Source organism: Tropicimonas sp. IMCC34043, assembly GCF_003390845.1.
Classification (GTDB): Bacteria; Pseudomonadota; Alphaproteobacteria; order Rhodobacterales; family Rhodobacteraceae; genus Tropicimonas.
This window is the reverse complement of sequence record NZ_QMEK01000001.1, coordinates 1,624,560-1,638,744: the sequence shown is the minus strand read 5'-3', so window position 1 is coordinate 1,638,744 and position 14,185 is coordinate 1,624,560. Positions and strand designations below refer to the sequence as shown.

17 protein-coding genes are annotated in these 14,185 nt (G+C 66.6%); 14 read left to right on the top strand and 3 right to left on the bottom strand.

The genetic code is table 11. The features are described 5' to 3' along the window. Nucleotides 1-355: 355 nt before the first annotated feature. Complete coding sequence (locus DQG17_RS07655) at nt 356-1,423, top strand: Gfo/Idh/MocA family protein (RefSeq protein ID WP_116132110.1); 1,068 nt, start codon at nt 356-358, stop codon at nt 1,421-1,423. A gap of 347 nt (nt 1,424-1,770) precedes the next feature. Further along, nucleotides 1,771-2,112, top strand: coding sequence for a nuclear transport factor 2 family protein (locus tag DQG17_RS07650; RefSeq protein WP_116132109.1), 342 nt, complete (start codon nt 1,771-1,773; stop codon nt 2,110-2,112). Nucleotides 2,113-2,176: 64 nt separating this feature from the next. Here DQG17_RS07650 and DQG17_RS07645 read toward each other — a convergent pair whose 3' ends face one another. The 3 genes from DQG17_RS07645 to DQG17_RS07635 all read right to left on the bottom strand — a co-directional run bounded on the left by DQG17_RS07645 (nt 2,177) and on the right by DQG17_RS07635 (nt 3,526). Further along, on the bottom strand, nt 2,177-2,629 hold the full coding sequence (locus DQG17_RS07645) for a helix-turn-helix transcriptional regulator (RefSeq protein ID WP_116132108.1): 453 nt from the start codon (nt 2,627-2,629) through the stop codon (nt 2,177-2,179). Nucleotides 2,630-2,678: 49 nt separating this feature from the next. Further along, nucleotides 2,679-3,209, bottom strand: coding sequence for a cytochrome b/b6 domain-containing protein (locus tag DQG17_RS07640; RefSeq protein WP_116132107.1), 531 nt, complete (start codon nt 3,207-3,209; stop codon nt 2,679-2,681). Between the two features lie 62 nt (nt 3,210-3,271). Next, nucleotides 3,272-3,526 carry a PepSY domain-containing protein gene (locus tag DQG17_RS07635; protein ID WP_232829358.1) on the bottom strand — a complete coding sequence of 85 codons (255 nt, stop codon included), beginning with the start codon at nt 3,524-3,526 and terminating at the stop codon, nt 3,272-3,274. Between the two features lie 308 nt (nt 3,527-3,834). On the opposite strand from DQG17_RS07635, the gene DQG17_RS21835 reads away from it, so the two are divergent. The 12 genes from DQG17_RS21835 to DQG17_RS07580 all read left to right on the top strand — a co-directional run bounded on the left by DQG17_RS21835 (nt 3,835) and on the right by DQG17_RS07580 (nt 14,122). Then, nucleotides 3,835-3,996: a hypothetical protein gene (locus DQG17_RS21835; protein ID WP_198666047.1), complete on the top strand. Its 162-nt coding sequence runs from the start codon at nt 3,835-3,837 to the stop codon at nt 3,994-3,996. 36 nt (nt 3,997-4,032) lie between these two features. Then, nucleotides 4,033-4,656: a ParA family protein gene (locus DQG17_RS07630; protein ID WP_116132106.1), complete on the top strand. Its 624-nt coding sequence runs from the start codon at nt 4,033-4,035 to the stop codon at nt 4,654-4,656. Between the two features lie 137 nt (nt 4,657-4,793). Then, on the top strand, nt 4,794-5,573 hold the full coding sequence (locus DQG17_RS07625) for an SDR family oxidoreductase (protein ID WP_116132105.1): 780 nt from the start codon (nt 4,794-4,796) through the stop codon (nt 5,571-5,573). 75 nt (nt 5,574-5,648) lie between these two features. Beyond that, nucleotides 5,649-6,098: a paraquat-inducible protein A gene (locus tag DQG17_RS07620; RefSeq protein ID WP_198666081.1), complete on the top strand. Its 450-nt coding sequence runs from the start codon at nt 5,649-5,651 to the stop codon at nt 6,096-6,098. A gap of 42 nt (nt 6,099-6,140) precedes the next feature. Continuing rightward, entirely contained in the window at nt 6,141-7,502 is a 1,362-nt protein-coding gene (radA, locus tag DQG17_RS07615; RefSeq protein WP_116132104.1) for a DNA repair protein RadA, read from the top strand. Nucleotides 7,503-7,538: 36 nt separating this feature from the next. Then, on the top strand, nt 7,539-8,147 hold the full coding sequence (locus DQG17_RS07610; RefSeq protein ID WP_116132103.1) for a CvpA family protein: 609 nt from the start codon (nt 7,539-7,541) through the stop codon (nt 8,145-8,147). Between the two features lie 189 nt (nt 8,148-8,336). After that, nucleotides 8,337-9,860, top strand: coding sequence for an amidophosphoribosyltransferase (gene purF / locus DQG17_RS07605; protein WP_116132102.1), 1,524 nt, complete (start codon nt 8,337-8,339; stop codon nt 9,858-9,860). Nucleotides 9,861-10,306: 446 nt separating this feature from the next. Then, nucleotides 10,307-10,573, top strand: a complete 267-nt coding sequence (locus tag DQG17_RS07600; RefSeq protein ID WP_116132101.1) for a hypothetical protein — start codon at nt 10,307-10,309, stop codon at nt 10,571-10,573. A 132-nt stretch (nt 10,574-10,705) separates the two neighbouring features. After that, the gene (locus DQG17_RS07595; protein WP_116132100.1) at nt 10,706-11,359 is read left to right on the top strand and encodes an SDR family oxidoreductase; all 654 of its coding nucleotides are present in this window, start codon (nt 10,706-10,708) and stop codon (nt 11,357-11,359) included. A 99-nt stretch (nt 11,360-11,458) separates the two neighbouring features. Then, nucleotides 11,459-12,247, top strand: a complete 789-nt coding sequence (gene surE / locus DQG17_RS07590; protein WP_116132099.1) for a 5'/3'-nucleotidase SurE — start codon at nt 11,459-11,461, stop codon at nt 12,245-12,247. Beyond that, entirely contained in the window at nt 12,244-12,885 is a 642-nt protein-coding gene (locus DQG17_RS07585; RefSeq protein WP_116132098.1) for a protein-L-isoaspartate(D-aspartate) O-methyltransferase, read from the top strand. Before surE ends, DQG17_RS07585 begins: the two co-directional genes overlap by 4 nt. A gap of 91 nt (nt 12,886-12,976) precedes the next feature. Beyond that, complete coding sequence (locus DQG17_RS07580; protein ID WP_232829357.1) at nt 12,977-14,122, top strand: LysM peptidoglycan-binding domain-containing protein; 1,146 nt, start codon at nt 12,977-12,979, stop codon at nt 14,120-14,122. Nucleotides 14,123-14,185: the final 63 nt, after the last annotated feature.

Below are 14,185 nucleotides of genomic sequence, written 5' to 3'. Positions count from 1 at the left end.
TGTGAGCGTGGAATGGGAGGCGCCGCGAAAGTGCGCGGGCCTTCGGTCAGGCCAGCGTCATAGAAAGGCTGTGGCCCGGCCGGTCAGGCCGTGAAAGCGCCAAGGCAGGCGCGCATGGTCGTCCATGTCCAGCATCTGTGCCATGAGTTCCCGCTACATCCGCGCGGAGCGTTCTGCAAGGGTCTGGCGGTGTGAGCGGTCGAAACGTTTGGCCTCGGCGCGGCGTTGCAAGGGCCGGATCCGGCTCCGCGCGACCCTGCGCCGCCTGACGGGTTGCACCAAGGGGGCGATAGACGTCGGGCTTGGTTGCCAGGGAATGTCCGGTATAGCGGTATCCTGATGAAGGAGGTGGTCCATGGGGATTTCGACCGCGGGCGCGACGCTGCCGCTTGGAATTGCGCTGATCGGCGCCGGCATGGGCGCCAAGCCGCACATTGCGGCCATTGCACAGGCGCGCGATCATGTCTCGCTTTGCGGTGTCCTGACCCGCAGGCCGGAAAGCGCGGCGGCGCTTGTCTCGGGCCTTCCAGACGATATCGCGCCATCGGTGCGCGCCTATCGCGGCCTTGACGATCTGCTGTCGGATGGCCGGGTGCAGGCCGCGATCGTCGCCACGCCCCCGGATGTCCGCGCAAGTCTGATTGCGCCGCTTGCGGCCGCCGGGCTGCACGTGTTGCTGGAAAAGCCGGTGGCGCGCAGTTTCGCCGAGGCCGAAGAGGTCGTTGCCCTCTGCGAGGACGCAGGCGTCACCCTTGGCGTCGTTTTCCAGCACCGTCTGCGCGCCGCCTCGCGCGCAGCGCGCAAACTGGTCGATGGTGGCGCGCTCGGTCGGTTGGGTGTGGTCGAGATTGCGGTTCCCTGGTGGCGGGGGCAGGGATACTACGACGAGCCGGGCCGCGGCAGCTATGCCCGCGACGGTGGCGGCGTGCTGATCACCCAGGCGATCCACACCATGGATCTGGCGCTCAGCCTGACCGGTCCGGTTCGAAGCGTTCAGGCGATGACGGCGACGAGCGTCTTCCACCGGATGGAGGCCGAGGACGTCGCGGTTGCGGGCCTGTCCTTCGAGAACGGTGCCGTTGGGTCGCTGGTTGCCAGTACCGCCAGCTTTCCCGGCGCCCCCGAGACCATCGTTCTGCATTTCGAGGCGGCGAGCCTCAGGCTCGATTCGGGGGTCCTGACCGTCTCGTGGCGCGACGGGCGGGTCGAGACCCGTGGCGAGACCGCGGCAACCGGCGGCGGTGCCGACCCGATGGCCTTCACCCACGAATGGCATCAAGCCGTGATCGAGGATTTCGCCGATGCGGTCCGCACCGGCACCCCGCCCGCCGCGCCCGGGCGCGCGGCGCTTCTGGTTCACAAACTGATCGCGGCAATCGAAACATCGGCCCGCGAGGGGCGAAGCGTCGCGGTTGGGCCGTGAGGCCTGGGGCAATCAGCATCGACCATCGGCGCAGCCCTGCCATGGCAGGCTCTGTGGTCTTGCTGACTGGCTCTGCTGTCCAAATCGGGTGACCCGGGAACGACCGCTTTCCCCGGACGGCCCGCGGCACCGGCCCCGTGCGCCTGGACCGCATTCCTCGATTCCTCGCAAGCTCGCGCCTGACCGCGACACGTCTCCGACATGACCGTCCCTCTTTGGGGATCGTTGCGGACCCGCCTTGGTACATCGATGCCGTCGGAAGGCGGTCATATCAGCGACGCCGATAAAACAGCCCCGACCGTCCCGACTGTGATAAAATTGACGGACATGAGATCTGGGAGGACACCATGTCGATCTATGAAAAGCTCGATGCTGCAATGAGCGACAACAACGCCGACGCATTCATCGACCTTCTGCACGAGGACGCAGAGTTTCACCGCCATGCCACCGGCACGGTCCTGAACAAGGCGGAATTTTCTGCGATGATGCGCAGCATGACGGGCAGTTCCCCGACCCGCAGCCAGGCGCGGTGCATCTATGAGAACGACGATATCCTGGTCGAACATTCTTTCATGGACTTTGCCGACGGCACCCGCGAGGCAGTTCTGGTGGTCTGCACGTTGGAGGACGGCAAGATCCGCCGGATCGAGACCGGGGCGACGCCGGTCTCGGCAAAGGCTCCGGCCTAGATCGTACGAGGTAACACCCCTGCGCAGGGCCGCCCCGATACACCGGCGGGCGCACCCGCTGTGTTCAGCCCATCATGCCGTCGATGATCTGGCTCAGGAATTCGCCGCGCCCGGTGGTGCCGGACTTGCGATAGACCGCGTTGAGCTGGGATTTGACGGTGCCTTCGGCGCTGCCGCGGATCTGGGCGATCTCGACGTTCGAAAGCCCCTTCACCATCAGCATGGCGACATCGCGTTCCGCCGGTGTCAGCTTCCAGCCGTCGAAATGGGATTCGATCACGTCATGGACCGCGGCCGAGGCAATCGAAACCGAATGCTCCAGATGCGCCTTCCGCCGCAACAGCCAGCCGAGATAGCGCATCTCGAGCGCAATCGCGACACACAGGGTGAGTGCCGCAATGCCCTCGACCCCGAGATGCCAGGTCGGGTCGCTGGCGGTCCCCGACGTCATGTCCGAAATCGAATCGACCACGTAGAACGCGGCGCAGAACACCTGCGTCGCGATCAAAGCGATCATGAGATAGGGTAGCCTGGTGCCGTCGCGCGAAGCAGGTATCACGGGTCTGTCAGTCCAGTTCGGCAGGGATCTTCTTGTAGCCCGTGATCATGGCGGAGGGAAGGTTGATCCTGGTCCGGCGGCTTTCGATGATGACGGCCGAGACATGCAGCACGACCGAAATCTCGGCCCAGGTGACGGCGGCCTTGTGCACGGTTTCGGGCCATTCGACGCCCCAGAACATGTCGGTGGTCATCAGATAGCCAGAGACGCAGATCACCCCGAGCGTGAGCAAAAGGTTATAGATCATGTAGGCGCCAAGCGGCGTGTGACCCCTGTGCAGCGGCGTTCGGCCCAGCACCATGTCCGAGACCTGCGAGACCGCGGCCGAGATGCTGGGGGGAAAACTTGCGAAGCGGGCATAGCCGCGTCCGGCAAAGCCCCAGAGGATGCGAACGGCGATGAGCGCCAGGATCGTGTAGCCGATCCAGCGGTGCAGCTTGTGCTCGCCGTTGGTAAACAGCGCGTTGGCCGCGAAAAGCGTCACCAGCGACCAGTGAAAGACCCGGACGAGCGGGTCCCAGACCTTGATGCGTGTCATGGAATTTGGCCTTCTCGGAAAGGGAGGCGGCAGCCCTGCGGGCCACCGCCGTCCGGACTGGATCAGTCGACCTTGGTGGTGACGATCTTCAGGTCGCCGTCGAGATAGATCTCCAGCTTCTTGCCGTCCTTCTTGGCATAGGCCTCGTAATAGCCGTCCTCGACCTTGATCTTGCCGACGTCATAGCCCTGCTCGGTGAGGGTCGTCTTGATCTGGGCCTTGGTCTCGTCGGTGAGCTTGAGGCCGGAGGCGATGGCGCCGGTCGCGGAAACCAGCAGCGTCGCTGCAACGGCCAGGGCGGTCATTTTCTTCAACATGTCGTATCCTGTAGTTTGAGGAAGTGTCGTATTCGTTGGTGCCGGAACGGTGGCGCTCCGACGCCGCCGAAATGACGCCAAGACCCGTCCCGCCCAATCGGCCCCGGGGTGGAAATCGCCCGCCTCCGTTCCCGGATCAGGGGCATGCAACCTGGGTTATAGACGGATTTCGGGGTGGGATATCGACGTTGCGCCACAGCATCCTGTGGCTCGGTCGGCGAGATCCGCCAGTTGTTGTGGGTTGCGGGTTGTGGCGTCCCGCCCGACGTATATACACTGACCGGGCAATGACGGAGGGCGCATCGGCAATGTCCGACCGGGGCAAGAAAAAGGACGGGCAGCTGGCGATCCGAATCTGCACCGAAGAGCGGGACGGTTTCGTGCGGCTTTGCGAGAAACGCGGCACCTCGGCGTCGCGGGAGATCCGGCAGTTCATCCGGGCCTTCGTCGAAAGCCGGGACCCTGAGTGAGCGAACCGGAACGAAACGAATGAACGGGGGAGACAGATGAAGACCGTGCTGATCGCAAATCGCAAGGGCGGCTGCGGCAAGACCACGGTGGCGATCACGCTCGCCGCCGCGCTGGCCGACGGCGGCTGGAAGGTGGGGCTTGCAGATGCCGACCCGCAGAAATCCTCGACCCGCTGGTTGAAACGGCGCCCCGATGGCGTGGCCGCGATCACAGCCCTCGACTGGAGTTCGAAGAAGGTTCTGGGCGATGTCCCGAAGGGGATCGACTGGGTGGTGATCGACGCGCCGGGATCGCTCGATGAAGACGACGCGCAAACGCTTGTGGCCGAGGCCAAGGCGGTGATCTGCCCGGTGATGCCGTCGTTTTTCGACGAGGACAGCTCGCGACGGTTCCTGAAGGAGATCCACGAGATCAAGCGCATCCGCAAGGGCAAGGTCGGGGTCGAACTGCTGGCCAACCGGGTGAAACCGCGGGGCCGCGCCAACCAGAGGCTCGACGCCTTTTTCGAGCGCATGGGACAGCAGCCGGTGGCGCGGATCACCGAGCGGGTGGCCTATGGCGATCTGGCCGAGGCGGGGCTGTCGGTGTTCGACAAGCCGCAGGCGGCGTTCCGGCCGCTCCGGGCGCAGTGGGAGCCGCTGATCCGGGCGATTGTCTGAGCCGGGGATCGCGCTGGCGCGCGATGCCTCCGGCGGAGGTATTTTTACCAAGAAGAATGGGGTAGGGTGCGACCTTCATGCAGTGTTGCAGGAGTTCGGGTGGCAATCTGCGGTGACGGGAGGCCGGGGGAAACGCGATGGATCTGGGGATTGCAGGCAAGCGGGCGCTGGTGACGGCCTCGTCCAAGGGGCTGGGGCGCGGCTGTGCCGAGGCGTTGGCGGCGGCGGGCGTCGATCTGGTGATGAACGCGCGCGGTGGCGCGGCGCTGGAGCAGACGGCCGAGGCGATCCGGCGCAGCCACGGCGTGGCGGTCGCAACCGTCGTGGGCGACGTGACGGTCGAGGCGGACCGCGCGCGGCTGCTCGACGCCGCGGAGGGCGTCGGGATCCTGGTGACCAACGCGGGCGGGCCGCCGCCGGGGATCTGGTCGGACTGGGGGCGGGAGGATTTCATCCGGGCGCTCGATGCCAACATGCTGGCACCCATCGCGCTGATGACGGCGCTGTTGCCGGGCATGATCGCGGCTGGCTGGGGGCGGGTGGTCAACATCACCTCGGTCTCGGTCAAGGCGCCGATTGCGGCGCTGGGGCTGTCGAATGCCGCGCGCACCGGGTTGACCGGGTTTGTTGCCGGCACGGCACGGCAGGTGGCGCCGCATGGGGTGACGATCAACAACCTGCTGCCGGGGCAACATGCCACCGACCGGCTGGCGGCGCTCGATGCTGCCGAGGCGCAAAGGACCGGGACCACGGTCGAGGCGGTGCAGGCGGCGCGGCTGACGGCGATCCCGGCGCGACGCTTTGGCACGCGCGAGGATTTCGGGGCGATGTGTGCGTTCCTGTGTTCGCAGCATGCGGGATTCATCGTCGGGCAGAACATCCTGCTCGACGGCGGCGCGACCAACCAGACGATGTGATGGCCGCGTTCGGCCGGGACCTGGGGCAGAGGGCTGTCGCCCGTGCGACGGGGTGCCTATATCGATGCCATGCAGCTGCTTCGATACGCGAACCTTTCGCTTCTGATCCTCTATCCGCTGGCCTGGATCTCGCCGCTGCTGCGCGCGGGCTTGCTGCCGTTCTTTGGCACCAAGGAGATCTCGGTGGTGTCGGGCCTTGTGGCGCTGTGGAAAAGCGACGTTGCGCTGGCGCTGCTGGTGGCGCTGCTGGCGCTGGTGGCCCCGATGGCGAAGACGCTCGGCCTTGCGGCGGTGCAGTCCGGCCGGGCCGGACGGCGCTGGATGCCGCTGCTCGAGGTGCTGGGGCGGCTTGCCATGGCCGATGTCTTCCTGATCGCGCTTTATGTGGTGATCGTGAAGGGGGTGGGGCTCGGTCGGGTCGAGACCGCCTGGGGGCTTTATCTGTTCACCTTCTGCGTGCTGGCCTCGATCGGGATCGGGGCTGCGACCAAGCGGGCGCTGGCACGGGGCCGGTCGGAGGCCTGAGCGCGGGCTTGCCGGCCGCGGCGGGCTGCGGCACAGAGGGGCATGGCAAGAACTCCGAGTTTCACCTGTTCCGACTGCGGTGCGGTCCATTCCAAATGGTCCGGGCGTTGCGACGCCTGCGGCGCCTGGAATTCGATCATCGAGGAGGCGCCGGTCGTCGCGGGTCCCGGTCGGCGCGCCTCGTCGGGCGGCGGGCGCAGCATTGCGCTGAGCGATCTTGCCGACGAGACACCGCCGCCGCCACGGACCCGCTGCGGCATCGACGAGCTTGACCGGGTGCTGGGCGGCGGGCTGGTGCCGGCCTCGGCGCTGCTGGTGGGGGGCGATCCGGGGATCGGCAAGTCGACGTTGCTGTTGCAGGCCGCCGCACGGTTTGCCGAGACCGGGCTTGGGGTCATCTACGTCTCGGGCGAGGAGGCCGCGGCACAGGTGCGGATGCGTGCCCAGCGGCTTGGCCTTGCGAGTGCGCCGGTCAGGCTTGCCACCGAGACCAACCTGCGCGACATCCTGAGCACGCTCGACCGCGAGCGCCCCGATCTGGCAGTGATCGATTCGATCCAGACCATGTGGAGCGACAGTGTCGAGGCGGCGCCGGGATCGGTCAGCCAGGTGCGGGCGGCAGCCCACGATCTGGTCACCTTCGCCAAGCGTCGCGGCACCGCCGTGGTGCTGGTCGGCCATGTCACCAAGGAAGGCCAGATCGCGGGGCCCCGGGTGGTCGAACACATGGTCGACACGGTGCTCTATTTCGAGGGCGAGCGCGGGCACCAGTTCCGCATCCTGCGCGCGGTCAAGAACCGGTTCGGCCCGGCGGACGAGATCGGCGTCTTCGAGATGACGGGGGCGGGGCTGGCGGAGGTCTCGAACCCCTCGGCACTGTTCTTGTCGGACCGTGACCGGGAAAGCCCGGGCACCGCGGTCTTTGCCGGGATCGAGGGCACGCGCCCGGTGCTGGCCGAGATCCAGGCGCTGGTCAGCCCGAGCCCGCAGCCGCAGGCGCGCCGGTCGGTCGTCGGCTGGGATGCCGGGCGGCTTGCGATGATCCTTGCGGTCCTCGAGTCGCGCTGTGCGATCCCCTTTGCCGGGCTCGACGTCTATCTCAACATTGCGGGTGGCTTGCGCATCGGCGAACCGGCCGCGGACCTTGCCGTTGCCGCGGCCCTGGTCTCGGCCCGCGAGGACGTGGCGCTGCCCGCCGACATGGTGGTTTTCGGCGAGATCAGCCTCTCGGGCGCGCTTCGTCCGGCCAGCCAGACAGAAAACAGGTTGAAAGAAGCCGAGAAACTTGGTTTCACGCAGGCGGCGCTGCCAGAGCGGTCGGCCGGCGCGGTCCCTCGGGGGGTCGGCGTACGGCGCTTCCCCGATCTGGTCGCGTTCGTGGGAGAAATGTTCGGCGCAGGATAGCGTCGGCGCGCAACGAGCGGGGGCAGGGGCAGACCCATGAACGGCTTCACCATCGTCGACGGCGGCGTCGCTGTCGTCATCATCATATCGGCCATCCTGGCCTATTCCCGCGGGTTCGTGCGCGAGGCCCTGGCAATCGCGGGCTGGGTCGCGGCGGCCGTGCTGGCCTGGATGTTCGCGCCCCAGGCCGAACCGCTGGTGCGTGAAATCCCGCTGCTGCGCGACTTCCTCGAAAACTGCACGGCCTCGACCATTGCGGCCTTTGCCGCGGTCTTTGCCCTGGCACTGATCGTCTTCGCGCTGTTCACGCCGCTGTTTTCCTCGCTGGTGCAGCGGTCGGCGCTGAATGCCATCGATCAGGGCCTTGGCTTTCTTTTCGGGGCGCTGCGCGGCATGCTGCTGGTGGTGATTGCGCTGGTGATCTATGATTTCGCCATTGGCCAGAGCGGGATCGCGATGGTCGACGACAGCCGCTCGGCCCGGGTCTTCGATTCGATGAAGCAGAACCTTGGCGGCAAGCTGGCCGATCAGGAGACCGCATTGTCGTGGCTGACCGGCGAATTCGAATCGCTGATCGACCGTTCCTGCGGCCCGACGACCGAGGTTCCGGTGATCATAACCGCGCCGCCGACCGTCGGGAATTGACGATTCGGGCGTCCGATTGCCATTTTGCCGGGCAGTCTCAGTCGCTTGGCAGCAATCTGGCAGAACGGTCCCCGTGGCTCACTTCGGGGTGATGGATTGCCTGCGTCACTGTGACAGAGGGATGACACCCGCGCCGCAACGCCGTAAAGAGTGAACGCGCCACCGTCCGGATTTGGAGCCCACCGCCAAATGACATCCGTGCTGCCCGAACCACAGCCGACTGATCGCCTTGAGTCCGAGGCAGAGTTCCCTCGTCATCCCTTCGATCGCTGGGATGACGACAAGTTGCGCGAGGAATGCGGCGTCTACGGCGTGATCGGCGTGGCCGATGCGGCGCAGTTCGTGGCGCTCGGGCTGCACGCGTTGCAACACCGCGGCCAGGAGGCGGGCGGGATCGTCACCCACAACTTTGGCACCGGTTTCCACTCGGCCCGCCGCTTTGGCTATGTGCGCGACAATTTCACCTCGACCCGGTTGATGGAGACCCTGCCGGGCGGCCTTGCCATCGGTCACGTGCGGTATTCGACCGCCGGATCCAAGGGCCGGACCGAGATCCGCGATGTGCAGCCCTTCTTCGGCGAGTTCTCGATGGGCGGGGCGGCGATTGCCCACAATGGCAACATCACCAACGCCGAGGCGCTGCGCCGCGAGTTGATCGACCGTGGCTCGATCTTCCAGTCGTCGTCCGACAGCGAATGCATCATCCATCTGATGGCCCGGTCGCTGCAGCGCGACATCCCGGAACGGATGAAGGACGCGCTGCGCCGGGTCGAGGGGGCGTTTTCGGTCGTCGCCATGACGCGGACCAAGCTGATCGGCGTGCGCGACCCGCTGGGCGTGCGGCCGCTGGTGCTGGGCCGGCTCGGCGACGCCTGGATCCTCAGCTCCGAGACCTGTGCGCTCGACATCGTCGGTGCGCAATTCGTGCGCGAGATCGAGCCGGGCGAGATGGTGGTGATCTCGGCGGACAGCGGGGTCAAAAGCTATCACCCGTTCGAGCCGCGCCCGCCGCGGTTCTGCATCTTCGAGCATGTCTATTTCTCGCGTCCCGATTCGATCCAGAGTGGGCGCTCGGTCTATGAGACCCGGCGTCAGATCGGGGTCGAACTGGCCCGCGAGGCGCCGGTCGATGCCGATCTGGTCTGCCCTGTGCCGGATTCGGGGACGCCCGCGGCCATCGGGTTCAGCCATGAAAGCGGTATTCCCTATGGCATGGGGATCATCCGCAACCAGTACATGGGCCGCACCTTCATCGAACCGACCGAGCAGATCCGCAACATGGGCGTGCGGCTGAAGCTGAACGTGAACCGGGCGCTGATTTCCGGCAAGCGGGTGATCCTCGTCGATGACAGCGTGGTACGCGGCACCACCAGCCGCAAGATCAAGGAAATGATCCTCGATGCCGGCGCGGCCGAGGTGCATTTCCGGATCGCCAGCCCGCCGACCGCCTGGCCGTGTTTCTACGGCGTCGACACGCCCCAGCGCGAAAAACTGCTGGCCGCCACCATGACCGAGGAAGAGATGCGCGAGCATCTTGCGGTCAACAGCCTGAAGTTCATCTCGCTCGACGGGCTCTATCGCGCGGTGGGCGAGGCCGGGGGGCGCAACCCGGACCGGCCGCAATATTGCGACGCCTGCTTCTCGGGCGAATATCCGGTCGAGCCGGCCGACATGATCCAGCGCGGGTTCAAGCTCAAGACTGCCGCGGAATGAACTGCACACCCGGGTCTTGAGGGACCCGGGGCGCGCGGCCAGACTGACCGGCGCAGGGCCGATCAGCTGGAAGACAAGCGTTGCCTTGCTGGAGAATCTGCTGGGTCCCGGCGGTGTGTCGGCGCCGCCATGACGTGCGCCAGCGTTGTCGCGAACGTGACGGGATGTGAGCGCACGAAACGGAAATCCGGCAATCTCCTGCCGGCGGCGGCGCCTTTCCGCCGCTTTCTGGGCCTTCGCCCTGCGCTGTTGCGCCTGCCCCGCGTGCAACCCGCTTTCGCGGATGCAGCATGCCTGCTAGCTGCGTCCGGGTGTCGGGGCGGCGCGGGATGCCCGAGCGCTCCGGGCCGAGAACGACTCATTTTATCCGTTTCGTTGCCAGCCGGCATGCGTCCCCGGGGCGCTGTGGCGGTGGCTTGCGTGATGGTCCTGAACAGGGGAACAGAATGCCCAAACAGGGGATGACGGGTCAGAGCTTTGCCGAACAGCAGGCCACCCAGACCGATGCGATTTCGTTGCACGAACTTACGCTCATCGGTGTCTTTGGCACCGACACCGACCGTAGCGCCCTGGTGCGCTATGCCACCGGCAAGATCGAGAAGGTTGCGTTGGGGGCAAAGCTCGGGGGCGCCACAGTGGTCGCCATAGACAAGGACAGCCTGAGCATCGAGACGGGCAAGAGTGTCCGCAAGCTCGAGATGCCGGCGGGTTGAGGCGGCGAGACGCCGGGTCCTGACCCCGGCAGGGCAGGGCACCAAGGGCCGGACAAGCCGCCGCAGCCGGATCGACCGATTTGCCCGACGCTTTCTCTTGACCTTGCCGGCGCGCCGGGCGAAAGGCCGGGAATGACCAGAATTGCCCTCGTGACCGGCGCAAGCCGCGGCCTTGGCGCCGCAATGGCCGTGGCCCTTGCCCCCGAATACCATATCCTTGCCGTCGCCCGCACCGTGGGTGGACTGGAGGACCTCGACGACCGGATCAAGGCGCGGGGCGGCTCGGCGACGCTTGCGCCGCTCGACGTCACCAACGACGGGGCGATGCAGCATCTGTGTCTTTCGACCCACGATCGCTGGGGCGGGGTCGACCTGTGGGTGCACAGCGCGATCCACGCCGCCCCCATGACGCCGACCCAGATGATCGATGCCAAGGACTGGGATCCGTCTGTCGCGGTCAACATCGAGGCGACGCGCCGGCTGATCGGCTATGTCGAGCCGCTGCTGCAGGCTCGCAAGGGCCGGGCAGTGTTTCTGGACGACGACCGGGCGGGGCGGGCGTATTTCGGCTGCTATGGCGCGACCAAGGCGGCGCAGATGGCGCTGGTGCGGTCCTGGGCGGCCGAGACGCAGAAGATCGGCCCCGAGGTGCGTATCCTTGCGCCGCAGCCTGTGCCGACAGCATTGCGGGCCAGGTTCTTCCCCGGCGAGGACCGCTCGCAACTGACCGATCTGTGGCAGGAGGGGACGCGGCTGGCAGCCGAACTTGCCGCTCCGCGGGACTGACCTCGCGGCCGTTGCCGTCAAACCACATCTTCGAGAGCCGGAGTTCTTGCCCCCGCAAGGGGCGCGGTCTAAGCAGGGCGTGACTTAGCGGGGCGGAAGATGCGTATTCTCATTACCAACGACGACGGGATCAACGCGCCGGGCCTGGAGATCTTGCAATCCATCGCCGAGCAGATTGCCGGCCCCGAAGGCGAGGTCTGGACCGTCGCCCCGGCATTCGAACAATCGGGCGTTGGCCATTGCGTCAGCTATGTTCACCCGACCATGATCGCCCAGCTCGGCGAACGCCGCTTTGCCGCCGAAGGCAGCCCCGCCGACTGCGTGATGGCGGGGATCTACTATGTCCTGAAGGGGGACGTTCCAGATCTGGTGCTCTCCGGGGTCAATCGCGGCAACAACTCGGGCGAAAACACCGTTTATTCGGGCACCATCGGCGGGGCGATGGAAGCCGCATTGCAGGGTGTGCCGGCGATTGCGCTGTCGCAGTATTTCGGCCCCGGCAACGTTGGGCTCGATGATCCGTTCGAGGCCGCCGCCGCCACGGGCGCCGATCTGGTCCGCCGCCTTCTCGATCATGCCGCCTGGGACAGCGACGGTGGCTACAATCTGTTCTATAACGTGAACTTCCCGCCCGTGCCGGCCAGCAAGGTGCGCGGCGTCCGCGCCGTGACGCAGGGCGTGCGGCCCGGTGTGCGGATGTCGGTCGAACCGACGCAAGCGCCCTCGGGGCGGCGATTCCTGTGGGTTCGCAGCGGTGCGCAGAACGTGCGCTCCGGCCCCGGCACCGATGTCGAGGCCAACCTCGACGGCTATGTCTCGGTCACGCCGATGCGCGCCGACCTGACCGCCCATGATCGTGTCGAGATGTTGAGAGCAGCATTGGAATGACCTGGACGGCCGAGCAGAAGATGCAGCTGCTCTTCACCATCCGGACGAAGGGTGTGACCGAAAAACGCGTTCTCGAGGCGATGGAGGCGGTGGACCGCGGGCTGTTCGTGCAGGGCCTCTTCGCCGAACGCGCCTATGAGGATCGCCCGCTTCCCATCGCCTGCGGCCAGACCATCAGCCAGCCCTCGATTGTGGCGTTGATGACCCAGGCGCTGGAGGTCGGGCCGCGCGACAAGGTGCTCGAGATCGGCACCGGATCGGGCTATCAGGCGGCCATCCTCAGCCACCTGTGCCGCCGCGTCTATACCACCGACCGCTTTCGCAGCCTCGTCGCCCAGGCCCAGGCGATGTTCGACCGGCTGGGGCTGACCAACATCATCACCTTCACCGCCGACGGCAGCCACGGGCTGCCCGATCACGCGCCCTTCGACCGGATCCTCGTGACGGCAGCGGCCGAGGATCCGCCCGGCCCGCTCTTGGCCCAGCTCAGGATCGGCGGTATCATGGTGCTGCCCGTTGGCCAGTCAGATGCGGTACAGACATTGATCCGTGTGCGGCGGACCGACCATGGATTCGACTATGATGAACTCTGCCCGGTGCGCTTCGTGCCATTGCTCGAAGGGCTGGGGCGGGAATGAGATGTCCCGGACGGCAGCTTTTGTGCCGCTTCCGGGGTGATTTGCCCGCAGGCCCCGGCAAGAGGGCCCCGCGATTGAGGAGTACGAGCCGATGCGCGCCTATTTTTTCATGAGCGCCGGAGTTCTGGCGCTGGCTGCCTGTACCAACGGGCCGATCGACCTCGACATGCGGGATCTCGGCAAGGGATTTGACACCACCACGGCGGCGCAGGCCCAGACTGCTCCACGTCCGACCCCGGACAACCGCGGTGTCATTTCGTATCCGACCTATCAGGCCGTGGTGGCGCGCGATGGCGATACCGTCGGCACTATCGCCGTCCGTCTCGGTCTGTCGTCTGAAGAACTGGCGCGTTACAACGGCCTGCCGGTCAATGCGCCGCTGAACGCTGGCGAGGTTCTGGTGCTGCCGCGGCGGGTGTCCGCGACCGCAGGCCAGACCAGCGCCACAAGCACCGACCGGGTCGACGTGGAAACCCTTGCCAGCGGCGCGATTGCGCGCGCCGCGCCGGCGGTCAAGACATCCGGGACGACGACCAGCGCGAGTTCCGGCAGCGAGCCTCTGCGCCACAAGGTCGTCGCGGGCGAGACCGCCTATTCGATTGCGCGGCTCTATGGCGTTTCGACCAAATCGCTGGCCGAATGGAACGGGCTTGGCCCGAACATGGAAGTGCGCTCGGGCCAGTACCTGCTGATCCCGGTGGTGGTGTCGCCGGCACCTTCGGCGAACACGACGACGGCCCCCGGGGTCGGCAGCCCGACGCCGACACCGCCCAGCGCCGCGACCCCGTTGCCCGCCGAAAAGACCCAGCCCGTGTCCAAGACCGAAGCCGGGGCAGTCCCCGGCACGCCGCCTTCGCCCGATCTGGCCAAGGAACGCACCGCGGCCTCGAAATCGCGCATGACGACCCCGGTGCAGGGCACCGTGATCCGCGATTTTGGCGGCAAGAACGACGGGATCGACATTGCGGTTCCGGCCGGGACCACGGTGGTCGCAGCCGACGGCGGCGTGGTGGCCGCTATCACCCGCGACACCGATCAGGTCCCGATCCTCGTGCTGCGCCACGACGGCGGGCTTCTGACCGTCTATGCCAATGTCGACGATCTGAAGGTCCAGAAAGGCCAGACGGTCAGCCGTGGCCAGCCGATTGCTTCGGTGCGAAATGCGCCGACACCCTTCCTGCACTTCGAGGTTCGCGAGGGGATCGACGCCCGGGACCCGGCGATCTTTATCGACTGACACATCGATTGAAACGGGGCCTTGCCGCCCTTCGCGGCCCGGACGAATGCCGCGCGGTCGGGC